Genomic DNA, 23,646 nt, shown 5'->3' with positions numbered 1-23,646 from the left:
GCCTGGCAACCTCGTCGTGATCGATTCCAGGACGCACCGACCCGCATGACGAAGATCCTTGTTCTCGGCGCCCACGGACAGATCGCCCGTGTAGCCACCCGCCTTCTGCTCGAACGTACCGACGCAGAACTCACGCTGTACCTTCGCCAGGCAAGGCGTTTGTCATCGCTGGCTGGTCACGCTCGTGTTCGATTGGTGGAAGGCGACGTGCTCGACACGGCCACGCTCGACGCTGCGATGGCCGGCCAGGACGTGGTGTATGCCAACCTCGCGGGCGACATGGACGCGCAGGCGCGCTCCATCGTTGCGTCGATGGACCGCGCCCGCGTGCGCCGCCTGATTTTCATCAGTTCGATGGGTATCTACGATGAGGTTCCGGGCGAACGGCACGGCCGCGTTCTCGATCCTTATCGCCGTTCGGCCGCTGTCGTGGAGGCATCCGGCCTCGATTACACGATCATCCGCCCGGCCTGGCTGAGTGATGCCGACACGATTGCCTACGGCACCACGGTGAAAGGCGAGCCTTTTGCCAATGCCAAGGCCTATGTGTCGCGCAGGAGCGTGGCCGATCTGATTGTGAAACTGGTGACGACGGCGGATTATGCTGTCCGTGAAAGCATCGGCGTTCACGCGGCGTAACCGGACACCGCAGTACGAACGAGAGCCTGCCGGTCAATGAGATGATGCCGCGACACGCGCGCAGCGCCTGAGACCGGCGGAGGGAGAGCGCGATGGCGATATTCGAGATGATCCTCGCGCTGCTGCTGGGCGCCGCGTTGCTGTCGATGCTCGCGCGGTCGGTGGCGGTGCCCTATCCGACCTTGCTGGCCCTCGGCGGCGTGGCGCTTGCGTTTATACCGGGCTTGCCCGAGCTCGGGCTGCCCCCCGACCTGATCCTCGCACTCTTCGTAGCACCCGTGCTGCTTGATGCAGCGCATGACATGTCGTTGCGCGACCTGAAGCGCGACTGGAAGCCAGTGCTCTCACTGGTCGTTGTCGCGGTCGGACTCACGACCGCCGCGGTTGCGATCACGGCACGCATATTCCTTCCCGACATGCCGTGGAGTGCGGCGATCGCACTGGGAGCCCTGCTTGCGCCGCCTGATGCCGTTGCGGCGCTCGCCGTGATGCGACAGGTCGAACCGCCGCACCGCATTCGCACGGTGCTCGAAGGTGAGAGTCTGCTCAATGACGCATCGTCGCTACTCATCTACCGTCTCGCCGTCGGTTCGGTGGCCGCCGGCGGCTTCAGCCTGAGTGAGGCTGCTCCGGCCTTTTTCCTGGTCGCGGTCGGTAGCGTGGTTGCCGGCTGGCTGCTGGCCAAACTGACATCGGGTCTTATCCGTCGGGTGAGCGATGCACCGACCGCGACCATCCTGCAGTTCGTGGCAACCTTCGGCGTGTGGCTGATCGCGGAGCGATTGCACCTTTCCGGAGTAGTCACGGTGGTGATGTTTGGTCTTACCGCAGCGCGCAGTTCGACCCTGTCGACGCCGGTGCACGTGCGGGTCAGTTCATTTTCGACATGGGGGACGATAACGTTCGTCCTCAATGTGCTGGCGTTTACCTTGGTCGGCCTCCAACTGGGCCCTATCCTGCCGACGCTGGAGAACGGGCAGCATCTGGACTGGCTCGGGTTCGCCCTCGCAATCCTTGGCGTCGTGGTCGTCGTCCGGCTGGCGTGGGCGTTCTTCTACGGCATGCTTTACCGCGACGCCCCGTCGAGGCCGGATGCCATGACACGGCGAGAGAGCGTCAAGGCGGCACTGGTCGTTGGCTGGTCCGGTATGCGCGGCATTGTCACGCTGGCGGCAGCGCTCGCCTTGCCGGAGGATTTTCCGTACCGCGCGTTCATTCTGCTGACCGCCTTTACCGTCGTGCTGGGAACCCTGGTGCTCCAGGGACTTACCTTGAAGCCACTGCTCGGTTGGCTTCACCTGAAGCGCGACGTCACCATGGAGAAAGAACTCGCCCTGGCCCGTGTCGAAGCATTGACGGCCGTCGTCACCGCATTGGGAGCTGAAGATGGCCCCGCCGCCGAGCGACTTCGACTGGAATATGCGACGAAGCTGGAAGAAGCGGCGGCAGGGCGTGATCCGCATCGCTCAGACGATACGGTGCTGAAGCGTCGAATGGTGGTGCACGCGCGTCGCGCGATCGACGCATTGCGCGATACAGACCGCATCGGCGACGAAGCTTATCGACAAGTCGAGCAAGAACTCGACTGGCTCGAACTGAGCACACGCGAATAGCTGTCTTGATCTCGTGCTGCGGATCGTCCGTACCGTGGTGGGGTGTATGACTCGGAAGCCATGTTCGACGCAATCGAACGGTCTATCGCTGTTCTTCCGATTCATGAACATGGCTCATAGCGACATTCACCAGATCGGACTTACTTATCCACTCGCCAGCTCATAGCATGACGACAGCGCGCAGCGGATCATCCTGACAGCTGTTGTCTTGAAGAACCGCCCCCCACTGGCGCAACGATCACCTTTGCATCACCGCGCCGGATCGCGCCCTCTCATCCATGCACCCCGGAGTTTGAACATGAAGACCATCGGCTACGCCGCTCATAGTCCCACTACCCCGCTGGCCCCCATTGAATTCGAACGCCGTGCCCTGCGTGCCAACGATGTCGCCATGGAGATCCTCTATTGCGGCGTCTGCCATTCGGACCTGCACACCGCACGCAACGACTGGGGCTGGAGCTACTACCCGATCGTGCCGGGTCACGAGATCGTCGGCCGCGTGATCGAAGTCGGCTCGGCGGTGACCCGCTATCACGTGGGCGACCACGTCGCCGTCGGCTGCATGGTCGATAGCTGCCAGGAATGCGATCAATGTCGCAAGGACGAGGAACAGTTGTGCCGCGAGGGCATGACTGGCACTTACGCTGGCTACGACCGCGTCACCCGCGAGCCGACCCAGGGTGGCTATTCCAAGCACCTGGTGGTGCGCGAGGAGTTCTGCCTGCGCGTGCCCGAGAGCCTGGATCTCGCCAAGACCGCACCGCTGTTGTGCGCCGGCATCACCACTTATTCGCCGCTGCGCACCTGGAACGTCGGGCCGGGCAGTCGCGTTGGCGTGGTCGGGCTTGGCGGACTGGGCCACATGGCAGTCAAGCTGGCGGTGGGCCTGGGCGCTGAGGTCGTCGTGCTCAGTCGCACGCCAGACAAGCTCGCCGACGCGCTGGCGCTGGGTGCCGACCGCCTGCTGGTGTCCTCCGATACCGACGCGATGGCGCAAGCGGCCTCCAGCTTCGACCTCATCATCGACACCATCCCGGTCAAGCACGGCCTGGATCCGTACCTGCCACTGCTCGACGTGGACGGCACGCTGGTGATCGTCGGCCAGGTCGGGCCGATGGATGAATCCAACACCGTGCCGCTGCTGCTGGGCCGGCGTCGCGTCGCCGGCTCGCCGATCGGTGGCATCCGCGAAACACAGGAAATGCTCGACTTCTGCGCGCAGAAGAACATCCTGCCCGACTGCGAAATGATCCGTATGGACCAGATCAACCATGCCTATGAGCGCATGGAGAAGTCCGACGTGCGTTATCGCTTCGTCATCGACATGGCGTCGTTGCCCGAGTCCGCCAAGTCAGCTGCATAAAGAACCGATGCAGGTTCCTGACCGATTGAAACGCCGCTGGCACGGATAGCGTGCGGCGGCGTTTCGTTTCCTGTGTGGCGACCATGGGAACCGTGTGATATCGGCTTGGCGTGACGTGCCCGCAGCGTGCGAAATCTGTTGCTGTTTCAGCAACAAATCCAATCCAAAAAAATCCAACGCAGAGGAGCAGCGGAGCAAGCTCCGCTCTACGATTCATCGCCACCCAACGGTGGCCTTCGCTAAAGCATCACCACCCGAACCGGAATGGATTTGGCCGCAGGCGTCCCGCTGATCCGGTCGTAGTAATCCAACGGCAGCAGCGGATTCAACTCCGGGTAGTAGCCTGCCACGGCACCACGCGGCATCGGATAATCCAGCACGGTGAGGCCGTCGATCCGGCGCTGCACGCCATCGGTGCTGATGGTTTCCAGGCTTATCCGAGCCTCTTTTTCCAGACCACGCGCGAGCCGATCCTCCACGTTCATGAACAGCACCATGCGGTCGTTGTACACGCCGCGATAGCGGTCGTTGTAACTGTAGATGCTGGTGTTGAACTGGTCATGGGAGCGCACCGTCGCCAGCCGCAGCATCGATGGATCGGCAACCAGCTCATTCACCTCAAGCCCCGGCAGCGGCAGGAAGTTGGCCTTTCCATTCGGCGTGGTCCAGACGCGGCGGCGTGGCGGGATATCGAGGTGGAAGCCTTTCGGACTCTTGATCTTCTCGGAGAAGCCGCTGTAGATCTCCGGATACACCTCGGCGATCTTCTCGCGTATCGACGCGTAGTCATGCATGTAGGCGGCCCAATCCACCTTGCTGTCGGGCAAGGTCGCCATCGCCATGCGACACACGATCTCGACTTCGGGCAGCACCTGCTCGCTGACCGGCTCAAGCACGCCGCTGGATGCGCTGACGTTCGACATCGCATCCTCGATGGTGACGAACTGTTCGCCGGCTGGCGTGCGGATGTATTCCGAACGCGCCACCACCGGCAGGATCAACGCATCGCGTCCATGCACCAGATGCCCGCGATTGAGCTTGGTGGCGATGCCCACGGTCAGTTCCAGCTTGCGCATCGCTTCATAGGAGCGCGCGGTATCCGGCACGGCATGGATGAAGTTGCCGCCCAGGCCGATGAAGACCTTGGCCGAACCATCCAGCATCGCTTCGATCGATTCGACGACGTGGTGTCCGTTCTCGCGCGGCGGCTCGAACCCGAACACGTCGCGCACACGATCGAGGTAGCGCTGCGTGGGCTTCTCGTCGATACCGACGGTACGGTCACCCTGCACGTTGGAGTGGCCGCGGATCGGGCCGATGCCGGCGCCCGGCTTGCCGAAGTTGCCTCGCAACAACAACAGGGCGGCCACCTGCTGCAGCAACCGCGATCCCTGCTGGTGCTGGGTCAGCCCCATGCCGTAACAGATGATGGTGGCGTTGGAGCGGATGTAGATCTCCGCGCAGCGGCGGATCTGCTCCTCCTTCAGGCCGGATACGCGGACGATCTCGCTCCATTCCTGCGACATCACATCCTCGCGGATGGCATCCAGGCCAACCGTGTGCTCGCTGAGGAAGGCCTTGTCCAGCACGTCCTCGCCCTGCGCATCGCGTTCGAACAGCACCTTCATCATGCCCTTGATCAGGGCCAGGTCACCGCCGATCCTGATGTGGACGAACTCGCTCGAAATAGGAGTGGAGCCGAACGTGGCCATCTGCACGATGTCCTGCGGCTCGGTGAAGCGGATCAGCGCCCGCTCCGGCATCGGGTTGACCGCGACGATCGGCACGCCGCGCTTCCGCGCCTCGACCAGATTGGTCATCATCCGCGGCGAGTTGGTACCGGTGTTCTGGCCGATCACGAAGATCGCCTCGGCGTGATCGAAATCTTCGAGCACAATCGTGCCCTTGCCGATCCCGAGCACCGGCGGCAGGCCGCGGCTGGTCGGCTCGTGGCACATGTTCGAGCAGTCGGGGAAGTTGTTGGTCCCGAACTCGCGGATGAAGATCGAATACAGGAAGGCCGCCTCGTTCGGCGTGCGCCCGGAGGTGTAGAACTCGGCCTGATGCGGGCTTTCCAGCGCCCGCAGGTGACTGCCGATCATCGCGAAGGCGGTATCCCAGTCGCATGGAACGTAGCGGTCGGTGGCCGCGTCGTAGCGCATCGGCTCGGTCAGCCGTCCCTGCATCTCAAGCCAATAGTCCGACTGCTCCATCAACTCGGTCACGGTGTACTGCGCGAACAGCTCGCGGGTGACGCGATGCTTGGTCGCTTCCCATGCGAGCGCCTTGGCGCCGTTCTCGCAGAACTCCAGCTTCTTGGTGTGGTCCGCGTCGGGAAAGGCGCAGCTCGGGCACTTGAAACCGCCCGGCTGGTTCATCGCCAACAGGGCGCGGGAGCCCTTGGTGACCACACTCTGTTCGAGCAGGACCTTGGCGGTCGCACCGGCCGCACCCCAGCCACCGGCAGGCTGATCGTATGGTTTGTAACGGGGAGGCTTCTGCTCGCTCATGACCACAGCACTCCAGAAATCGCGTTGTACCGACTAGTTAAGCACGTTGTCTTTTCGATGGCATGAATACCCTCTTCGGGGTGATCAAGCCGTTGATCGTGAACATCGCGCCTCAGAATTCCAGTACTTCTACCAGGCTGCCCGCGGCCTGCGCGGGAGCATCAACCCTGATCCGCATCAGCAGATCCGAATGGACCAGGGCTCGTTGTGCGCCGCTGTCATGATCCTGCAGCGGCATGACCCGTCCGTCCACCCAGCGGGCTCTTGCGAAGGTTTCCCTGCTCCCTCCCCTTGCGATCGGTGCGGCCAGCGCCGCCCACTTCCAGCGCAACCCGGTATCGGCGCTGCCGCCGCCAAGCTGGGCCAGCAGCGGCGCGAGGAACAGCCGCGCGGTCACCATCGCCGACGATGGATTGCCCGGCAGACCAAGTACGAGCTTGCCGTGCACGCGACCCAGCCAGACCGGCTTGCCGGGCTTGATCGCCACCTTGGCGAACAGGATGTCCAGGCCCAGCGGCAGGAACATGCGCTGGGCGTAGTCCTTCTCGCCGACAGAGGCGCCGCCGGTGACGATCACCAGATCGGCCAACACCAACGCCTCGGCCGCCGCGCGTTCCAGATGTCCAAGCGTGTCGGGCAGGCGAACGCTCCTGACGCAGATCGCGCCCCATTGCTCAGCCATCGCCACCGCGCCGAACGACACGCTTTCCGCGATACCGCCGGCACTCGCATACGCCGCTCCCGGTTCACACAGCTCATCGCCGGTCGCCAATACCACTACCCGCGGACGCTTGAACACTTCGACCTCGGCTCTATCCGCCCCCGCGACAGCCACGACGCCACGCGCATCCAGCCGCGTGCCATCCGTCAGCAGCCGGTCGCCAGCGGCGAAATCCGAAGCCCTGGCGCGGATGTTGCGCCCCGCCATCAACGGCGTTTCGAAGACCGCGTATCCATGGTCCTCGCGTACTTCTTCCTGGACCACGACTCGATCGAAACCCTCAGGCACCCGCGCCCCGGTGAACACGCGCACGCAGCAGCCCGTCGGCGCCTCGGGCACGGCATCCTGACCGGCGAATACCGGGCCCAGCACCGGCAAGCGAGCAGGCAACCGGGCAAGATCGACATCACGGACCGCATACCCGTCCATTGCCGAGATCGCGTGACGCGGCATATCCAGTCCGGGGATCACGTCCTGGGCCAGTACCCGACCCGCAGCACTCGCGATCGGCACGACTTCAGTACCGGTACGCTCCGGCAACGCGCGGATCAACGAGCAGGCCGTATCGAAATCGATCATCTCGATCGCCCCTCATCACATCCGTTCCAAGACAGCACGTGCATCACGAACAACCCTCTCGGCAGCAGCCAGAACGCCGGGGCCACCTGGACGATTGTCCAATGCCCGGCGCTTATATCATCGCTCATGGAAGCGCATCGCCGATCCATGGGAAAGGGGGTATTCTCCGAGCGCAATCCACACGGCGGTGTTTCCTGGATGCCCAGCTTGCGCCATGCCAACGCCATCCGATCCCACCCGTGCCGGACGTCAAGCCATGCTTCATTCCACTGACGATTCCGTGCCGCCGATCACACCTGGATATGCACAGCGCCGCATACAGCGCTGGCGGCGTGGTTCCGGAGAGTCCGTCGTCGATTTCATCGCGGAGGAAGTCCCCATCGCGATGCTCTACAACGAGCAATCCTTCGCCGTGATGATGGCCACGCCCTGCGACCTGGAAGACTTCGCGCTCGGCTTCTCGCTCAGCGAGGGCCTGATCCGCGATCCCAATCAGTTGCTGGCAGTGGAGGTAAGGCAGCATCTGGAAGGCATCGAACTGTCGATGAGCGTGTCCACCGATGCCCCCGCGGCCATGCTCGACCACGCATCGCAGCGCCTGCTGCCCGGACGTGGCAGTTGTGGCATCTGCGGAACCCGCCAGTTAGAGGACGTCATCCGCCAGCCCGACGCCGTGCAGGCCGGTCAGCAGGTGTCGGCCTCTGCCCTGCGACGCGCATTGCGGACACTGAGCGAACACCAACCCATGAACGAGGCCACCGGCTCGACCCACGCCGCGGCCTGGGCCAGCATGACCGGCGAAATCGAACTGGTGCGCGAGGATGTCGGTCGGCACAACGCGCTGGACAAGCTCACCGGCGCGATGCGGCGCAACGGCAACACGCCGGAGTCCGGCCTGCTGCTGATCTCCAGCCGCGCCAGCTACGAGATGGTGACCAAGGCAGCGCATGCCGGCATCGGATTCGTGGCCGCAGTCTCCGCGCCCACGGCACTGGCGATCGAACTGGCACGCAGCGCCGGCCTCTGTCTGGTCGGTTTCGCCAGAGGTGACGGATACAACGTCTACACCTTTCCCGAACGGCTGCTTGCCGACGAGTAGCAGTTCCCGCCATGTTTGCTCTCGGCGTCATGACACCGCCAGTGGAGCCGATGTAGGTTTCTGCATCGGCCTGCGACACCCATCCTCTCCCGCCACTCATCACAGCCAGGAGTCGAAGTGCAGTCCATCGTTTCCCAGCAAGTCGCAGCCAGACTGACGCGCGCCGCCATCTTCCTGGTGGTCACACTGAAGCCCGGCCCTCGCCAGGCGGAGTCGTGCCGTGAACTGTGCGGCGACATGGCCGCGCTGGTGCGTTCAGTGGGCTCGCGCGATCCGGACAGTGGGCTTTCCTGCATCACCGCGTTCGGCTCGGAAGCCTGGGGCTGGATCTTTGGCGCCCCCAGGCCCAAGGATCTGCATCCGTTCCGCGAGATCGTCGGCCAGCATCACGCCGTATCCACGCCTGGCGACATCCTGTTCCATATCCGCGCCGGCCGGATGGATCTTTGTTTCGAACTGGCCACCCACATCACCGACCGGCTCGGCGATTCCGTCGCGACCGCCGACGAGGTCCACGGCTTCGGCTACTTCGACAACCGCGACCTGATCGGGTTCGTGGACGGTACCGAGAACCCGGCGGACCAGGCCGCGATCGACGCCACCATCGTCGGCGACGAAGACCCGGGGTTTGCCGGCGGCAGCTATGTCGTCATCCAGAAATATCTGCATGACCTGCGCCGTTGGAATGCCGTGCCCGAGGCCGAACAGGAAAGGATCGTCGGCCGCGCCAAGCAATCGAACATGGAAACGGCGGATTCAGCCAAGGCACCGTATGCGCACAACGTGCTGACCAACATCGTCGATGAGAACGGCCAGCAACTGCAGATCCTGCGCGACAACATGCCGTTCGGCGATGCCGCCAAGGGCGAATTCGGCACCTACTTCATCGGTTATGCGCGTTCGCCCGCACGGATCGAGAAGATGCTGGAGAACATGTTCGTCGGCAATCCACCCGGCAACTACGATCGCCTGCTGGATTTCAGCAAGGCGATCACCGGCACGCTGTTCTTCGCGCCCTCGAGCGATTTCCTTGATCAGGCGCCGACGATCGTAGTCGATGACGATCGCGCCACGAGTACGCCGGAAGCTGGAGAACCGCAATCGTGAACCACTTCGCCCGGCCAAGCCCATGCACGCGGTGAAGGCACGCAGCAGACCCTTGAACGGCCTGATCCTGGCCGGCGGCGCGAGCCGCCGCATGCAGCGCGACAAGGCCTACATCGCCTATGACGGCGTGCCCCAGCTGCAACGCGCCTACCGCCTGTTGATGCCGTTCGTCGACAGCTGTTTCATTTCGGTGCGCGAATCACAGCGCGACGATCCGTTGCGCGCTCAGTTTCCATTGATCGTCGATCGCCTGCAGGATTGCGGCCCGGCTGCGGGCATTCTTGCGGCACTGGAACAGGATCCGCTGGCGAGCTGGCTGGTGGTGGCCTGCGATCTTCCGCTGCTCGACGAAGCAACGCTGGCGACGCTGGTGTCGTCCCGTTTCGAGGAAGGCGACGCCACCGCGTACGTCAGCGATATCGATGGGCACCCGGAACCGCTGTGCGCGATCTGGGAAGCATCCAGCCATGCCGCGCTGATGGCCTGCGTGACCCATGACAACGGCAGTCTGCGCCGGGCGCTCACCCATTTGCGAACGCGTCTTCTACCCGTTGATCGCGATGACGCCCTGCTCAATACGAATACGCCGGACGATGTGACCGGCATTCTGGATCGACCGTTGAAGTCGTAAATCCTGTTGATGATCCAGTGATGGTGCCTCGCTGACATGCCACCGGCTCCGGGAACCGTTCCGGAGCCGGCGGTTGCAGGCAGCTCATGTCGCCTGCAACGGCTCCCGTCGGTCAAGTCCGCGACGGCTGTGCATCCATCGATACAACGCGGGCAGCACCACCAACGTGAGCAGCGTCGAGGACACGATTCCTCCGATCACCACCGTCGCCAATGGCCGCTGCACCTCAGAGCCGGCACCGACGTTCAAGGCCATCGGCACGAACCCCAACGACGCAACCAGCGCGGTCATCAGCACCGGCCGCAACCGGCTCAATGCGCCCTCCCGCACCGCACTTTCCAGCGAAGCACCTTCGGCGCGCAGGCTGCGGATGAAGCTGATCATCACCAGTCCGTTGAGCACGGCCACGCCCGACAAGGCAATGAACCCGATACCGGCCGAGATCGACAGCGGAATGCCGCGCAGTGCCAGCGCCAACACGCCGCCGGTCAACGCCAGCGGCACGCCGGTGAAGACGATCAGTGCATCACGAGCCGATCCGAATGCCCACAACAGCAGCGCGAAGATGATCGCCAACGTCACCGGCACCACCACCGCCAGACGCTGGCTGGCGGACACCAGCTGCTCGAAGCTGCCGCCGTACTCGATCCAGTAGCCGGTCGGAAGCCTCACATCGCGCCCCACCCGATCCCGCAGCTCCACAACGAATCTGCCCAGATCACGATCGCGCACATTGGCGGTGATCACCACGCGACGCTTGCCGTTCTCGCGATTGATCTGGTTGGCTGCCTCGCTGGGCACGATCGCGGCTACCGCGCTCAACGGAATCACACCCGGCCGCGCGGACGGACCGGCCGCATCCGTGCCTTCGCCATCGCCGCTGCTCGCGGCATCTCCCAGCGGAACCGGCAGTGCGGCCAACGCGTCGGGATCCTGCCGCAATCGTTCCGGCAGACGCACCACGATGTCGAAGCGCCGGTCGCCTTCGAACAACTGCCCGGCCACCTCGCCACCGACGGCCACCGCGACCACGCGCTGCACCTGCTCGACGGTGAGCCCGTACGAGGCCAATGCACGCCGGTCCGGGACGATCGACAGGAACGGCAGGCCGCCGGCCTGCTCCATGCGCACGTCCGCCGCGCCCACCACGCTGCGGGCCACCGCCTCGATCTGCTGCCCGGTCTTCTGCAACGTTTCCAGATCATCACCATGCAGGTTGATCGCCACATCGGCACGCACGCCGGAAATCAGCTCGTTGGTGCGCATCTGGATCGGCTGGGTGAACTCGTAGTTGTTGCCGGGGATCTTCTCCATCTCCGCTTCGATCCCGGCCACCAGCTCAGCCTTCGGCTTTTTCGGATCAGGCCATTGATCGCGCGGCTTGAGCATCACGAAGGTATCGGCCACCGACGGCGGCATCGGGTCGGAAGCCACCTCGGGCGTGCCGATCTTGGAGAACACCCGCTCCACCTCGGCGAACTTCAACAAGCGCTCTTCGACCACGCGCTGCATCGCGACCGACTGGGTCAAGCTGGTGCCAGGGATACGCATGGCGTGCATCGCGATGTCGCCCTCGTCCAGGCTGGGCACGAACTCGCTGCCCAGGCGCGAAGCCAGCACGCCGCTGACCGCCAGCAGCACGATCGCCCCGATCGCGATCCAGCGTCCACGCCGCAGGCTGCCGTCCAGCAACGGCTGGTACCGCGCTCGCAACCAGGCCATCAACCGGTTCTCCTTCTCCTCGACCTTGCCGCCCAGCGCCATCGCGATCGCCGCCGGCACGAAGGTAAGTGCGAGCAACATCGCGCTCACCAACGCCATCACCACCGTGATCGCCATCGGGTGGAACATCTTTCCTTCCACGCCGGTCAGGGCAAAGATCGGCAGATAGACCGCAGTGATGATGCCGAGCCCGAACAGGCTCGGCCGGATCACCTCGGCGGTGGCGCTGGCCGCCGTCCCGAAGCGTTCGTCGCGGCTCATCGCACGCCCCAGCGCATGCTGCCGCTCACCGAAGCGACGCAGACAGTTCTCGATGATGATCACCGCGCCATCGACGATCAGGCCGAAGTCCAGCGCACCCAGGCTCATCAGGTTCGCGGACACACCCGTACGCGCCATGCCGGCAAGCGTGAACAACATCGCCAGCGGGATCACCGCCGCCGTGATCAACGCAGCGCGGAAGTTGCCGAGCAGCAGGAACAGCACGACCACGACCAACAACGCACCTTCGGTCAGGTTCTTGGCCACGGTCGCGATCGTGCGATCCACCAGCACGGTGCGGTCGTAGACCGGCGTCGCGCTGACGCCCTTCGGCAGGCTCTTGCCTGCCTCCTTCAGCCGCGCCGCCGCAGCCTGCGCGACGTCGCGACTATTGGCGCCGACCAGCATCACCACCGTACCCAGCACCACTTCGTGCCCGCCCTGGGTGGCCGCGCCGCTGCGCAACTCCTGCCCATCGGCCACCTGCGCGACATCACCGATGCGGATCGGCACGCCCTCGCGCCGCCCGAGCACGATCTGACGGATGCCATCGAGATCGGTCACCTGCCCCGGCACCCGCACCAGGAATTGCTGTCCATTGCGCTCGATGTAACCGGCACCGACGTTCTGGTTGTTGGCCTGCAATGCACGGACCACGTCGTCGAGGGTGAAATCGAGCGCACGCAGCCGCAACGGATCCGGCGTGATGTGCAACTCGTGCTTGAAGCCGCCCATCGTGTTGACCTCGGTCACGCCCGGCACGTTGCGCAGCTGCGGACGGATCACCCAGTCCTGCAAGGTGCGCAGATCGGTCGCGCTGTACGGCGTGCCGTCGGGCTTGCGTGCGTCCGGTGCCGCATCGAGCGTATAGGAGAAGATCTCGCCCATGCCGGTCGCGATCGGTCCCAGCGTGGGCTCCAGGCCAGCCGGCATCTGCGATTTCACCTGCTGCAGACGTTCGGCAACCTGCTGGCGCGCGAAGTAGATGTCGGTGCCATCGGCGAACACCACCGTCACCTGCGACAAGCCATAGCGCGAGATGGAGCGGAAATGATCCATCTTCGGCAGGCCGGCCATCGCCGTTTCCACCGGATAGGTGATGCGCTGCTCCACTTCCAACGGCGCATAGCCCGGCACGGCGGTGTTGATCTGGACCTGGACGTTGGTGATGTCAGGCGTGACGTCGATCGGCAGGCGCTGGAAACTCCACACACCGACGCCGATCAGCACCAGCGTCAGTGTCATGACCAGCCAGCGATGGGCAATCGAGATATTGATCAGTCGTTCGAGCATGTTGTTCTCCTCAATGCTCGTGCGAGGCGCCGGACTTTTCGATGTCGGCCTTGACCAGATAGCTCTGCTCGGTCACGACCTCATCGCCAGCCCGCAGCCCTTCCACGATCGCGACATTGCGGGCATCACGCTGGCCCAGCGTCACCGGACGCGCGGTATAGGTCTCACCGCTGCGCACGAATACGACATCGCGGCCCTCCATCGTCTGCGGCGCCGACCGCGGCACCGCCAGCGCAGCTTCGTGCGCGGAGATGACGATCCTGGCGGTGATCGCCATGCCCGGACGCCACAAGCCATCGACGTTGTCGAGCGTCGCTCGCGCCACCGTGCTCTGGCTGGCCGTCGCCGTACCCGGCAGCACCCGCTCGATGCGACTGCTCACGCGCGCATCGTCGTACATGCGTTCGACCATGATCTCCGCACCGGGCCGGATCGAACCGACGTCGCCACCGAACACATGCAGATCGGCCCACACCTTGGACAGGTCGGCGATTTCGTACAACACCTGCCCTTCCGCAACGCCACTTCCGACCTGGACCCGGCGCGCGGTCACCACACCCGAGATCGGTGCGGACAGCGAGTACGTGGTCAGACTGAGATTACTCAGGACACTCGCCAGCGGCCGCCCCGCCACAACGCGATCGCCCACGTTGACCTGCAGCGCACGCACCGTGCCCGGATAGCGCGCGGTCACCTGCGCGCTGCTGCCGTCGATCGGCATCAGCACGCCCTGTGCTTCCAACTCCGTCGCGATCAAGCCGGGACCGGCTTTGACCACCTTGATGCCGCTCGCATCCGCCTCAGCCCGGCTGATGTGAGTGCTCTCGATGGCCTCACCACCATCCGGCCCGTTCTCTTCGGCTCGGGAATCCTGCGCGGCATCGCGCGCAGGCACGGGAGTTCTTCCGCATCCAGCCAGCAGCAGCGCTACCAGCAGCGGAGCAGCACAAAACTTGAAGGACATGCTCATGGGCGACGGGTATCCCGAATGGTGGAAGCGCGACCGGCGACCAATGGCTGACCGGTCAGGCGCTGGATCTCGATGAGAGCGCTCTGGGCCACGATCGCCGCGGCCAATTGGCGGCGACTGGCGTCCACGCGCTGCTGCTGCAACTGGGCCCATTCCAGATAGCCGATCGCGCCGGCACGCCAGGCCAGCTCGGCAGCCTGTTCTGCCTTGGCCAGGCGTGGAATCACCTCGTCGCGCAGGCGCTGCACCTCCAACTGCGCGGTGCCGTATTCGCCATATGCGATCGACAGCGTGGAATACAGGCGGATCGACAGCGATTCGCGCTCGACTGCGCTCAACGCCAGCTCGGCCTCGGCAGCACGGATCGCAGGCGCGGCACGTCCCGAGCTTCCCAATGGCACGCTGAGGCCCCCGATCCAGGCGACGTCATCACTGCCACGCAGGAAACGCACGCCGGCCTGCCATTGGATATCGGCGGTGGCTTCGGTCCGCGCGAGACGCAGTTGCGCCTCGCGGATCCTCGTCTCTCCCATCAACCGCGCCAGTTCGGGCGTGGCGTCCAGGTATGCACGCAATCCAGCGAAGTCCTGAAGCATCGGCAACCGCAGCGGATCACCTGCGACCTCCACGAAATCCGGATCGCGTGCGTTCCACAGTGTCGCCAGGTTCTGCCTGGCCGCCATGCCGGCCTGCACCGCACGGTCGCGATCCAGCTCGGCCTCGGCGAGCGATGCCTGTGCAGTGAGCAGCGTCGATGCCGGCGAAGCACCGGCATCGAGCCGCCGCCTCGCGGCCTCCACCGCGCGTTTGCGCTGGGCGATATCGACCTCGGCGATGTCGCGCTGCCGGGCCATGGCAGCAATCGCCAGGTAGCGACGCGCGGTCTCGGCGAGCAGGTCGAGGCGGGCGATCTCGCGCTGCGGAGCCAATGCATCGATGTTGGCCTGCGCCAATGCGCGGCGGGCGTCGAGCTTGCCACCCCGCTCCAGCACGCCGGCCAGTGTCACGCTGGCTTCAAGCTGGTCGAAGCCGCGGTAATCCCCACTGCCGACAGCGTTTTCCAGCGTCGCGCCCAACATCAGCGGCGGACGCTGGCCTGCGATCTCGAAGTTGGCATCGAGCACGGCACGCCGGCCGTCGACCAGACGCAGATCAGGATGAGCCCGGGCAACGCGCTCGATCGCATCGTCCAGTGTGAAAGTCTGCACGGATACAGGCGCCGGTACCTGCGCGCGAACGCCAGGCACCAGCGCGAAGGCAGCAAACGCCGCCAGTCGCAACCACATGATGGAATCTCCAAGAGAGTCAGAACGAAAGACCGGTCATGCCGGCGCTGACGTCAGACCGCTATCGGAGGACGGATCGTCGTGGAGATGCGCGCAGAAGGTTGTGGCGAATGCGCAGTTCGGGGAGCGTCCAGGCGCTCAGGTATCGCTGCCGCCAGTGCGAACGAACTCGGCAGCGCGGTCAGATGACCACAGCAATGCGCGCCATGCATCAACGCATGCAGCAGATCGCCGGCCTCTTCATCCTCGCCCTGGGTGAGATCGTCGGCGAGCGTGTGCTGTTCGGCGCCATGCAGATGCGCGCTGCTGCCGCGGCTGGCTTCATGCAGATCGCCGATCGCGGCCAGCACCGGATTGGCCAACACCGCCAGCAACAACACCGCCAGCGCCGGGAGGCGCAGCAGTCGAGCGAATTGTCTGGCGTAGCCGAGCATGGTCGCGATACTAATCGGCGGTGGCGGCGTTAGACAATTTCGTGAAGCAGGCGGAAAGCCTGCGCCGCGCAGGCTCGTTCATCCAGCAGCGTCACCGGCCGTCGTTTCACCGGAGGCGGAAATTCTCCGCCGCACCATTGAGCGACTCCTCCTGGGCAGGAATGTGCAACACGAGTCCTTCCAGGAATGAAGCAAAACGCTCGAAGATCTTCACAGCCTCGGGATCCTCGGAGGTATGGCCCCACCCCACGGTGTGGGAGTCTTCGAGCTGGTCCAGGATCCTGAAGAACACCTCGCTGTTGCGCGCGATGTCATCGGGCCCGAGCGCCATCACACCGAGCATGAAGCGCACCTCGTCACCCACCGAGAGCAGCGAGGGCGCGTTCTGCAGCTCTTCGTACAACGGGTCGATCGATTTCATGGACTGCATGGCCTTCACATGCCCGTGCGAAGCATGCGGTTCAGCCTCCGGCGTCTCGGGCCCGCACAGCGAACAACCCTCACTCCAGACGCTGTCGCCATCCTGGTAGTGCTCCTGCTTCCAGATCGGGCTGGTGTGCTTGACCGCCTCGATCACCTGACGACAGGCGCGGAATGCCTCGTCACGATGCCGCGTCCCCGCTGCCACCACCACCGCGATGTCGCCGATGTCGAGGCGCCCCTTGGCGTGCGCTACGTACAGCTTGATCTTCGGCCCGAACGTTGCCGCGGTCTCGGCCATGATCTGCCCGAAGCGATTGAGCGCGAGCGCATCGAACACGTCATAGGAAACGCCGATCACCGTGCAGCCCTGGTTGAAGTCGCGCACGCGCCCGATGAACACATCGACACCGCCGAACGCGGGATCGGACACGAATTCGATGGCCTCCATCGGATCCAGCCCTGCTTCGGCACGATCGACGATCCGTGCCCATTGCGCCTGATTTTGCGGAGCGAGAGACGTCTTCATGGCTAACCACCGTTGACCGGCGGCAGCACCGCCACCTGTCCATCGCTCGGAACCGCATCGTTGTCGCGCAACACGCGCTGGCTGTCCGCGAAGGCCGACACGCGCAGCAGTCCTTCCTTGAAGCCGGGGCTGTTCGTCGACAGATAGTCGCGCAGCCGCGCCCTCACCTCGCCGATCCTGGCGTCATCGGCGACCTCCAGTTCGACTTGAGGTGGATCGGCGTACTCGGAGAGCGCACCGAACAGGCGTACAGACACTTTCATGAGACCAACTCCGGAAAAAGTTGCACGGGCTGCCAATGGCCCAGCCCATAGACATCCACCAGCTCGCCGCGCGCCGCGCCCACCTGCCCTTCCGGAATGACCGCCCAGGCATTGGCCTGCAGCATCGGCATCAACCGGAACGACTCCTGGCCGGGCAGTATCGCAACCTCGAGTCCACCGGCATCGCTCCATCCCACCCACGCTCGTGCATGGAAGCGCAACGACGGAACTTTGCTGAAATCGGCTTTCATGGGAATGCACAGCGGCTGTTCCGGCAACTGCCCGAACATTGCCCGCAAGGCCGGCTCGACGAAGAAACGCAGGCCCATCGCCGTCGATACCGGATTGCCCGGCAATCCGAAACACAGCGCACCCTCGCGCAACCGTGCGAACAACAGCGGCTTGCCGGGGCGAACCGCCACCTTGTGGAACACGATCTGCGCACCACGTGCACGCAGCGCATCGGGGATGAAATCGTAGCGCCCCTCCGACACCGCACCGGTACTGAGAATCACGTCCGCGCCAAGCGCCAAGGCCTGGTCCAGCGCCTGCTGGAACGCCGCCGGTTCGTCGCCGACCACGCCCTGCCAGACCACTTCTGCTCCCGCCGCCTGCAATTGCGCCAGCAAGAACGGGCGATTGCTGTCGCGAATCTGCCCGGACTGCAGCGCCTGCGTCGGATCGCTGACCAGCTCGCGTCCGGTCGCGATCACCGCGACCCGCGGCCTGCGACGCACCTGTACTTTGGCTACGCCCAGCGCAGCCAGCAACATGATCTCCTGCGCACGCAGCACCGTTCCCGCTGCGATGACGTCACGCCCGGCCGCCACGTCCTCGCCGCGGCGGCGCACGAACTGACCCGGCTTCACTGCATGCTTGAGCCGGATCGAGGTGGGACGACCATCAGTCCGCGCCAGCACCTCGACCTGCTCCACCGGCACCACGGCATCCAGGCCTTCCGGAACGCGTGCGCCCGTCATGATTTCCCAGGCGCCTTCCACCGCCTGCTGATGCACGTCGCCCGCCGCCTGCCAGCCGGTCACGGCGATTTCGGTTGCTTCCGGCAGATCGTCACCGCCGGTGTCCACGGCGAAACCATCCATCGAGGAGTTGTCGAAAGGCGGCAACCACGCTTCGCTGCTTGTCGCAGAGACCAACACCCGCCCCAGCGCCTGTGCGCTGTCCACCCACTCCACATCCAACGGCGAAACCGCTTGCCGCAACAACGAAAGTGCCTGTGGATACTCGATCATGATTGCCTGCGTTGAAGCCTGTGCAAGCCCCGATGGCTCGCTGATGCCAGCATCGATCATAGGTCGCGGAGTAGGCCGTTAGCCAGCCATACGCTTCGATGGCGCCGACTATCAGGCGCGTTCAGTACCGTGAGGACGCCACGTTCCCAATCATCGTCCCATCCACGATGATGGCGCTGCCCTTCTCTCTACCCACACGGAGTTTCCGTCATGTCCACTCGATCGCACGGGAACGCTGCGGCCCACGACGGGACAGTCGCGGCCCCGGTGCCCGAGCTCGCCCCCGCCGACGCCCGCCAGCGGCAACACCAGGGGAGCCTGCTGATCGACATCCGCGAAGAACATGAGCGCGCAAGCGGGCAGGCCGAGGGCGCCATCGCCATTCCGTCCGCCCAACTGCTCATTGATCCGGCACGCCATCTGCCCGATCCGCAGCTCGAGATCATCCTGATCTGCCAGACCGGCAAACGCTCGACATCGACCGCGCAGCTGCTGGCTGGCCAGGGTTACTCCCGCCTCGCCTCGGTGGACGGCGGAACCCAGGCGTGGATTCGCGACGGCCTGCCGGTATTCATTCCGGAATCGACCGAAGAGCAACGCGACTTCACCGAGCGCTACACACGCCAGATGCGCCTGCCGCAGGTCGGCAGCGCTGGTCAACATCGCCTGGCTGAGGCCCGCGTCCTGCTGGTCGGCGCCGGCGGCCTGGGATCGCCCGTGGCGCTGTACCTCACCGCCGCCGGCGTCGGGCACCTTCGGATTGCTGACGACGATGCAGTCGAGCGCAGCAACCTGCACCGGCAGATACTGCACACCGATGCCGGCATCGGCATGCCGAAGGTGGCATCGGCAACAGAACGCCTGAAGGCGCTGAACCCGCGTGTCGAAATCGAAGCAGTACGCGAACGCGTGACCGCCGGCAATGTCGAGCGACTTCTGTCCGATGTGGATGTGGTGATCGACGGATCGGACAACTTCCCGACCCGCTACCTGCTCAACGATGCCTGCGTGAAATTCGGCAAACCGCTGGTCTACGCCGCCATCCAGCAGTTCGAAGGCCAGGTCAGCGTGTTTGATGCCGGCCGGCAGCCAGGACGGGCACCGTGCTATCGCTGCATGTTCCCGCAACAGCCTTCACGCGAGCTGGCACCCGATTGCGGCACCGCCGGCGTCCTCGGCGTGCTGCCCGGCGTCGTCGGCACGCTGCAGGCGACCGAGGCCATCAAGCTGCTGCTGGGCATCGGCCAGCCATTGATCGGACGGCTGCTCCGATTCGATGCGCTGAACATGACGTTCCGTGAAATCGGGCTCTCTCCCGATCCATCCTGCCGCGTTTGCGCGCCCGAATCGTCTTCACACAACGATCATCTGGACAGCTGAAATACCCAGGCAGGTTGCACTGAAAGGCCTCACCGGAGCGGATGCAAATTCGGAATGGCCTCCATGCAAAATTTGACTTTGCACTCCAAACCGAAGCAGTCGCAGAATGGACCCGTTACCTACCCTCCCAGGTGACACCCAGAGCCCCTGATCCCTCCCTCAGGGGCTTTTTTATGCCCGTCTGTTTTATCCGGTCCGTTTCCTGCGAAGGCATAACGCGCGGCTCGACAACACGGAACGGATCGCGGCTTCATCCGACTCCGCCGAATCAAGACTGGATTGCGTAATCCAGCGCAGCGCATGTCGCGACAGCCTGTGCCTCGTTGCACTGCGCCGGCGTCGCACGCGGACTGTCCGGATAGACTTCAGTCGTCGTCGTGTAGCGGGCATGGGTGATGCCGGCGCATAGACCCAACCGCTTGACGGGATAGTTGATGACGCCTGGCGCGACGACCGGCGAACCGATGATCTCGCCGTTCGCATCCGCCGGCGCGATGTGAGTGACCTTGGACACCGCGGCCACCACCGCCTGCTGGAAATCGGGCTGGGGATTCTCGCTGTCGCCGACCAGATAGAACCCATCCGGAACCGTGTCGGGCACGAACGGCTTGCCGTCGCGCGCAGCCAGCGCAGGACGGAATTCGCTCTCATCGCTATCGGTGGTCTCGTGCAGATCGATGTGGATCAACACCTTCTCACGCAATGGTGCCAGCAGTTGCATCAGCGCCGCCGACTCCTGCGTCGGGTTGTCCTCGTGGAACGAGCGATTCGGATCCAGCGCATCCGCATTCCATCGCTGGAATCGTTCGTAGCCCCAGGGACTGACGCAAGGCACCACCAGCAGATTGATACGCCCCTGGTAATTGGCCGCATGCTGATCGAGAAACAACAAGGCGCCTTCGACACCGCTGGTCTCGTATCCATGCACACCGCCGGTCACCAGCCCCACCGGCAATGCGTCGTCCCAGTGACGGCTGCGCACGGCGAAAAGCGGATAACGGTCAGGCGAGTAATCCAGTTCGCCATAACGCACCACGTCCAAGCGCGAAGAAAGCCGCTCGATCGCCGTCACGACATCATCCTGGTAACTGCGCTTACGCAGTTGCCTCGACAACCACTCCGTCCGCTCACTGTCACCCCAGGGTTCGCCGGGAATGCCGATCGGATACCGCGCCTGCGTCGTCATCGATGTACTCCGTGTTTCGAGGCGAAGAACTCTAGCATCGCGATGAAACCGCGCTGCCAACGCGCGCCTGGCAATCATGCAGGCATGCCGCGATCGAACGATGCTCGCGTCAGGTGCAAGAACCTTGTTGCACAAAAATAAACAGGTCGTTATGATCTCGCTCCTCAGCGATGTGGGGCCATAGCTCAGCTGGGAGAGCGCTTGCATGGCATGCAAGAGGTCGCCGGTTCGATCCCGGCTGGCTCCACCAAATTCCGGGTATTAGGCCATCCGGAACGTTGCAGACAATCAGGTTTACGCGTCCCCATCGTCTAGAGGCCTAGGACATCACCCTTTCACGGTGGCGACCGGGGTTCGAATCCCCGTGGGGACGCCAAAGAACAGACCCGGCTCAGGCCGGGTTTTTTCTTTTGGGGCACAGCGCACCACTGCCGCCATGACGAACACTCGCCCTGCATCGGCCAAAGCGAGCCATCACCCAACGCCCATCGCCGCCCATCGTGCTGACCACGACGGAGAGCCAATCCGACGCCATACGCGCCCGGCTATCGCACGGGCTTCCCAAACCCGGAAAAGGCCGATACAATGGGCGGCTCGCAGCATCGTGGGGCCATAGCTCAGCTGGGAGAGCGCTTGCATGGCATGCAAGAGGTCGCCGGTTCGATCCCGGCTGGCTCCACCAAATTCCGGGTATTAGGCCATCCGGAATGTTGCAGACAATCAGGTTTACGCGTCCCCATCGTCTAGAGGCCTAGGACATCACCCTTTCACGGTGGCGACCGGGGTTCGAATCCCCGTGGGGACGCCATTATCAAACGAAGAAGCCCCGGTTCGCCGGGGTTTTTTTGTTGCCGCATCCAAGCGATGCGCTCAGCCGTTCGCCATGCATGAAGCGATGCCGGCCATCGATACTCGCGTGGATGGGTGCCACGCACGCAATCATCCGCTATACTTCGCGGCCGCGCCGAAGTGGCGGAATCGGTAGACGCAGCGGACTCAAAATCCGCCGCCCTTAAAAGCGTGTGGGTTCGAGTCCCACCTTCGGCACCAATGCGATCCAGCCTCCTTTCGAGGATGCCCGGAACCACAAGGAAACCCGCAGCTTTGCGGGTTTTTTTGTGCCCGACACTATTCCGTGGCTACCCCTGCTGCACACCATGCCCCGCGGTCCAGCAACACCGCTGACAAACAACGTTGGCCGTCCACCCAGCGTCCCCAAGAAGCACTGCCGAAGCGATGGTGCAATCGCCGCCTCTGGTAATCGCCTGCATCGGAGACATCAAGGTGGAAGCCCCATGGGTTGCCAGCAACGGGGATCGGCTCTTCGGCATGCATTGAAGAAGTGCCCGCCCGAAAACGTGTCAGAAAAGTCTGATGACTGGTCGGGATCACCCCGATAGCGCGCTCCCGGATACCCCCTCAACATCCATGCCCCGTTCAGATACATGACAGAGCCATTCAGGCGCTGCCTGTCTCCGACGCGGACCGTTCTAACCACCCATAGGAGTTGATGTGAGCACCACTGCAATCGGAACTGCACCCAGCCAGCCCGCAGGCAAAGCGGCCTGGATTCTCCTCGCCATCGCTTGGATTTGCTTCGTACTTCCCATTCCCGGCCTCGGCCTGTTCCTCGGTTGGCCGCTGAATCTGGTTGCCTTCATCCTGGCCATCGTCGCCATGTCCAAGGGCGGTGCGTCGAAAGGACTGTTCCAGCTTCTGGCGTCGCTGATCGCCTCGCCGATCGTCTACTTCATCGGCGTCGCGATCTTCGCGGGCGCGGTCGTCAAGGGTTCCCACGACGACTACAAAGAACGCGTCCAGGCCAGCCAAGCTGCCGGGGCCGCAAGCCCGGTTGATGACTCGAGCGCCCGGGACGCGGCCCCGGCTGCGGAATCCATCAAAATCACGGCCCGCGAACTCCGCCGGGACTATGAGGCCAATGAAATCAGCGCCGATGCCAAGTACAAGGGCAAGGCCCTACTGATCTCGGGCAAGATCGATTCGATCCAGTCCGATTTCGCCAACCAACCTGTCGTGCATCTGTCCGCAGGTGACTTCGCATTCATCCAGCTCAAGGGCATCGACAAGACAACGGCGAGCGAACTGTCCAAGGGTCAAAGCGTCAAGGCGGCCTGCACGGGCGGCGGTGAGGTCATCGGCTTCCCGGTGGCGAACGACTGCACCTTGCAGTAAGCAAACCCGTCACAGGGCTGCTCAAACCAAGGCCCCGCCATCGCGGGGCCTGATCATCGCCTCTCGATGACGATGATCGTTTGGTGGCGGCATTTGTGGCGGTGGATTCTCCGGCAGCGGTCTAGAGATTGCTGCCACCCAATGGAAATGCGAGTCCGAACCTCTGTACCAGAGGGCTCGCCCGATACGGACCC

At 64.0% G+C, this 23,646-nt stretch carries 18 protein-coding genes and 5 tRNA genes; 13 read left to right on the top strand and 10 right to left on the bottom strand.

The annotated features are described in order from the left end of the window. The first annotated feature begins 45 nt into the window (after nt 1–45). The 3 genes from AC3WJE_RS00345 (at nt 46) to AC3WJE_RS00335 (ending at nt 3,615) form a co-directional block, all read left to right on the top strand. Nucleotides 46–639: an NAD(P)H-binding protein gene (locus AC3WJE_RS00345; RefSeq protein ID WP_493728782.1), complete on the top strand. Its 594-nt coding sequence runs from the start codon at nt 46–48 to the stop codon at nt 637–639. Nucleotides 640–731: 92 nt separating this feature from the next. Continuing rightward, nucleotides 732–2,252, top strand: coding sequence for a cation:proton antiporter (locus AC3WJE_RS00340; RefSeq protein ID WP_493728781.1), 1,521 nt, complete (start codon nt 732–734; stop codon nt 2,250–2,252). 298 nt (nt 2,253–2,550) lie between these two features. After that, on the top strand, nt 2,551–3,615 hold the full coding sequence (locus AC3WJE_RS00335) for an NAD(P)-dependent alcohol dehydrogenase (RefSeq protein ID WP_493728780.1): 1,065 nt from the start codon (nt 2,551–2,553) through the stop codon (nt 3,613–3,615). A 239-nt stretch (nt 3,616–3,854) separates the two neighbouring features. Here AC3WJE_RS00335 and AC3WJE_RS00330 read toward each other — a convergent pair whose 3' ends face one another. Both AC3WJE_RS00330 and AC3WJE_RS00325 read right to left on the bottom strand, forming a co-directional pair. Next, the gene (locus AC3WJE_RS00330) at nt 3,855–6,125 is read right to left on the bottom strand and encodes an FdhF/YdeP family oxidoreductase (RefSeq protein WP_493728779.1); all 2,271 of its coding nucleotides are present in this window, start codon (nt 6,123–6,125) and stop codon (nt 3,855–3,857) included. Between the two features lie 112 nt (nt 6,126–6,237). After that, nucleotides 6,238–7,425: a molybdopterin molybdotransferase MoeA gene (locus tag AC3WJE_RS00325; protein WP_493728778.1), complete on the bottom strand. Its 1,188-nt coding sequence runs from the start codon at nt 7,423–7,425 to the stop codon at nt 6,238–6,240. A gap of 256 nt (nt 7,426–7,681) precedes the next feature. On the opposite strand from AC3WJE_RS00325, the gene fdhD reads away from it, so the two are divergent. The 3 genes from fdhD to mobA all read left to right on the top strand — a co-directional run bounded on the left by fdhD (nt 7,682) and on the right by mobA (nt 10,262). Continuing rightward, the gene (gene fdhD, locus AC3WJE_RS00320) at nt 7,682–8,524 is read left to right on the top strand and encodes a formate dehydrogenase accessory sulfurtransferase FdhD (protein WP_493728777.1); all 843 of its coding nucleotides are present in this window, start codon (nt 7,682–7,684) and stop codon (nt 8,522–8,524) included. Between the two features lie 117 nt (nt 8,525–8,641). Beyond that, the gene (locus AC3WJE_RS00315) at nt 8,642–9,631 is read left to right on the top strand and encodes a Dyp-type peroxidase (protein WP_493728776.1); all 990 of its coding nucleotides are present in this window, start codon (nt 8,642–8,644) and stop codon (nt 9,629–9,631) included. Nucleotides 9,632–9,683: 52 nt separating this feature from the next. Beyond that, nucleotides 9,684–10,262 (top strand): molybdenum cofactor guanylyltransferase, encoded by a 579-nt coding sequence (mobA, locus tag AC3WJE_RS00310; protein ID WP_493728775.1) that lies wholly within the window; start codon nt 9,684–9,686, stop codon nt 10,260–10,262. An 84-nt stretch (nt 10,263–10,346) separates the two neighbouring features. On the opposite strand, the gene AC3WJE_RS00305 is transcribed toward mobA, so the two are convergent. From AC3WJE_RS00305 to AC3WJE_RS00275, 7 genes are all read right to left on the bottom strand, one after another. Continuing rightward, nucleotides 10,347–13,538: an efflux RND transporter permease subunit gene (locus AC3WJE_RS00305; protein ID WP_493728774.1), complete on the bottom strand. Its 3,192-nt coding sequence runs from the start codon at nt 13,536–13,538 to the stop codon at nt 10,347–10,349. Nucleotides 13,539–13,548: 10 nt separating this feature from the next. Next, nucleotides 13,549–14,508 carry an efflux RND transporter periplasmic adaptor subunit gene (locus AC3WJE_RS00300; RefSeq protein ID WP_493728773.1) on the bottom strand — a complete coding sequence of 320 codons (960 nt, stop codon included), beginning with the start codon at nt 14,506–14,508 and terminating at the stop codon, nt 13,549–13,551. Beyond that, complete coding sequence (locus tag AC3WJE_RS00295) at nt 14,505–15,794, bottom strand: TolC family protein (RefSeq protein ID WP_493728772.1); 1,290 nt, start codon at nt 15,792–15,794, stop codon at nt 14,505–14,507. Before AC3WJE_RS00295 ends, AC3WJE_RS00300 begins: the two co-directional genes overlap by 4 nt. Nucleotides 15,795–15,847: 53 nt before the next feature. Next, nucleotides 15,848–16,228: a hypothetical protein gene (locus tag AC3WJE_RS00290; protein ID WP_493728771.1), complete on the bottom strand. Its 381-nt coding sequence runs from the start codon at nt 16,226–16,228 to the stop codon at nt 15,848–15,850. 106 nt (nt 16,229–16,334) lie between these two features. Beyond that, nucleotides 16,335–17,177 (bottom strand): molybdenum cofactor biosynthesis protein MoaE, encoded by an 843-nt coding sequence (locus AC3WJE_RS00285; protein WP_493728770.1) that lies wholly within the window; start codon nt 17,175–17,177, stop codon nt 16,335–16,337. Nucleotides 17,178–17,179: 2 nt separating this feature from the next. Next, nucleotides 17,180–17,440 (bottom strand): MoaD/ThiS family protein, encoded by a 261-nt coding sequence (locus tag AC3WJE_RS00280; protein WP_493728769.1) that lies wholly within the window; start codon nt 17,438–17,440, stop codon nt 17,180–17,182. Continuing rightward, entirely contained in the window at nt 17,437–18,693 is a 1,257-nt protein-coding gene (locus AC3WJE_RS00275) for a molybdopterin molybdotransferase MoeA (RefSeq protein WP_493728768.1), read from the bottom strand. The genes AC3WJE_RS00280 and AC3WJE_RS00275 overlap by 4 nt, the downstream gene beginning before the upstream one ends. Before the next feature lie 210 nt (nt 18,694–18,903). Here AC3WJE_RS00275 and moeB point away from each other — a divergent pair, with 210 nt between their 5' ends. Continuing rightward, nucleotides 18,904–20,073: a molybdopterin-synthase adenylyltransferase MoeB gene (gene moeB / locus AC3WJE_RS00270; RefSeq protein WP_493728767.1), complete on the top strand. Its 1,170-nt coding sequence runs from the start codon at nt 18,904–18,906 to the stop codon at nt 20,071–20,073. 268 nt (nt 20,074–20,341) lie between these two features. On the opposite strand, the gene AC3WJE_RS00265 is transcribed toward moeB, so the two are convergent. Then, nucleotides 20,342–21,259: a M14 family metallopeptidase gene (locus tag AC3WJE_RS00265; protein ID WP_493728766.1), complete on the bottom strand. Its 918-nt coding sequence runs from the start codon at nt 21,257–21,259 to the stop codon at nt 20,342–20,344. Nucleotides 21,260–21,433: 174 nt separating this feature from the next. On the opposite strand from AC3WJE_RS00265, the gene AC3WJE_RS00260 reads away from it, so the two are divergent. The 6 genes from AC3WJE_RS00260 (at nt 21,434) to AC3WJE_RS00235 (ending at nt 23,452) form a co-directional block, all read left to right on the top strand. Beyond that, nucleotides 21,434–21,509 (top strand) — tRNA-Ala (locus AC3WJE_RS00260). A gap of 50 nt (nt 21,510–21,559) precedes the next feature. Beyond that, nucleotides 21,560–21,635 (top strand) — tRNA-Glu (locus AC3WJE_RS00255). 230 nt (nt 21,636–21,865) lie between these two features. Then, nucleotides 21,866–21,941: transfer RNA gene (locus AC3WJE_RS00250), tRNA-Ala, on the top strand. 50 nt (nt 21,942–21,991) lie between these two features. Then, nucleotides 21,992–22,067: transfer RNA gene (locus AC3WJE_RS00245), tRNA-Glu, on the top strand. Between the two features lie 155 nt (nt 22,068–22,222). After that, nucleotides 22,223–22,309: transfer RNA gene (locus AC3WJE_RS00240), tRNA-Leu, on the top strand. A gap of 462 nt (nt 22,310–22,771) precedes the next feature. Further along, nucleotides 22,772–23,452 carry an OB-fold protein gene (locus AC3WJE_RS00235; RefSeq protein WP_493728765.1) on the top strand — a complete coding sequence of 227 codons (681 nt, stop codon included), beginning with the start codon at nt 22,772–22,774 and terminating at the stop codon, nt 23,450–23,452. Nucleotides 23,453–23,646 lie beyond the last annotated feature (194 nt).

It is taken from the genome of Pseudomonas sp. GW821-FHT07E12 (assembly GCF_058986605.1).
The sequence above is the reverse complement of the archived record's forward strand: the minus strand, read 5'-3'. Positions and strand labels throughout refer to the sequence as shown.

Excerpts from the sequence above, each read along its gene's own strand:
- AC3WJE_RS00290 (WP_493728771.1), bottom strand. The coding sequence starts at position 16,228 with ATGCTCGGCTACGCCAGACAATTCGCTCGACTGCTGCGCCTCCCGGCG.
- AC3WJE_RS00335 (WP_493728780.1), top strand. The coding sequence starts at position 2,551 with ATGAAGACCATCGGCTACGCCGCTCATAGTCCCACTACCCCGCTGGCC.
- AC3WJE_RS00300 (WP_493728773.1), bottom strand. The coding sequence starts at position 14,508 with ATGAGCATGTCCTTCAAGTTTTGTGCTGCTCCGCTGCTGGTAGCGCTG.
- AC3WJE_RS00345 (WP_493728782.1), top strand. The coding sequence starts at position 46 with ATGACGAAGATCCTTGTTCTCGGCGCCCACGGACAGATCGCCCGTGTA.
- AC3WJE_RS00325 (WP_493728778.1), bottom strand. The coding sequence starts at position 7,425 with ATGATCGATTTCGATACGGCCTGCTCGTTGATCCGCGCGTTGCCGGAG.
- AC3WJE_RS00275 (WP_493728768.1), bottom strand. The coding sequence starts at position 18,693 with ATGATCGAGTATCCACAGGCACTTTCGTTGTTGCGGCAAGCGGTTTCG.
- AC3WJE_RS00340 (WP_493728781.1), top strand. The coding sequence starts at position 732 with ATGGCGATATTCGAGATGATCCTCGCGCTGCTGCTGGGCGCCGCGTTG.
- AC3WJE_RS00280 (WP_493728769.1), bottom strand. The coding sequence starts at position 17,440 with ATGAAAGTGTCTGTACGCCTGTTCGGTGCGCTCTCCGAGTACGCCGAT.
- AC3WJE_RS00265 (WP_493728766.1), bottom strand. The coding sequence starts at position 21,259 with ATGACGACGCAGGCGCGGTATCCGATCGGCATTCCCGGCGAACCCTGG.
- AC3WJE_RS00295 (WP_493728772.1), bottom strand. The coding sequence starts at position 15,794 with ATGTGGTTGCGACTGGCGGCGTTTGCTGCCTTCGCGCTGGTGCCTGGC.
- moeB (WP_493728767.1), top strand. The coding sequence starts at position 18,904 with ATGTCCACTCGATCGCACGGGAACGCTGCGGCCCACGACGGGACAGTC.
- AC3WJE_RS00285 (WP_493728770.1), bottom strand. The coding sequence starts at position 17,177 with ATGAAGACGTCTCTCGCTCCGCAAAATCAGGCGCAATGGGCACGGATC.
- AC3WJE_RS00305 (WP_493728774.1), bottom strand. The coding sequence starts at position 13,538 with ATGCTCGAACGACTGATCAATATCTCGATTGCCCATCGCTGGCTGGTC.
- fdhD (WP_493728777.1), top strand. The coding sequence starts at position 7,682 with ATGCTTCATTCCACTGACGATTCCGTGCCGCCGATCACACCTGGATAT.
- AC3WJE_RS00330 (WP_493728779.1), bottom strand. The coding sequence starts at position 6,125 with ATGAGCGAGCAGAAGCCTCCCCGTTACAAACCATACGATCAGCCTGCC.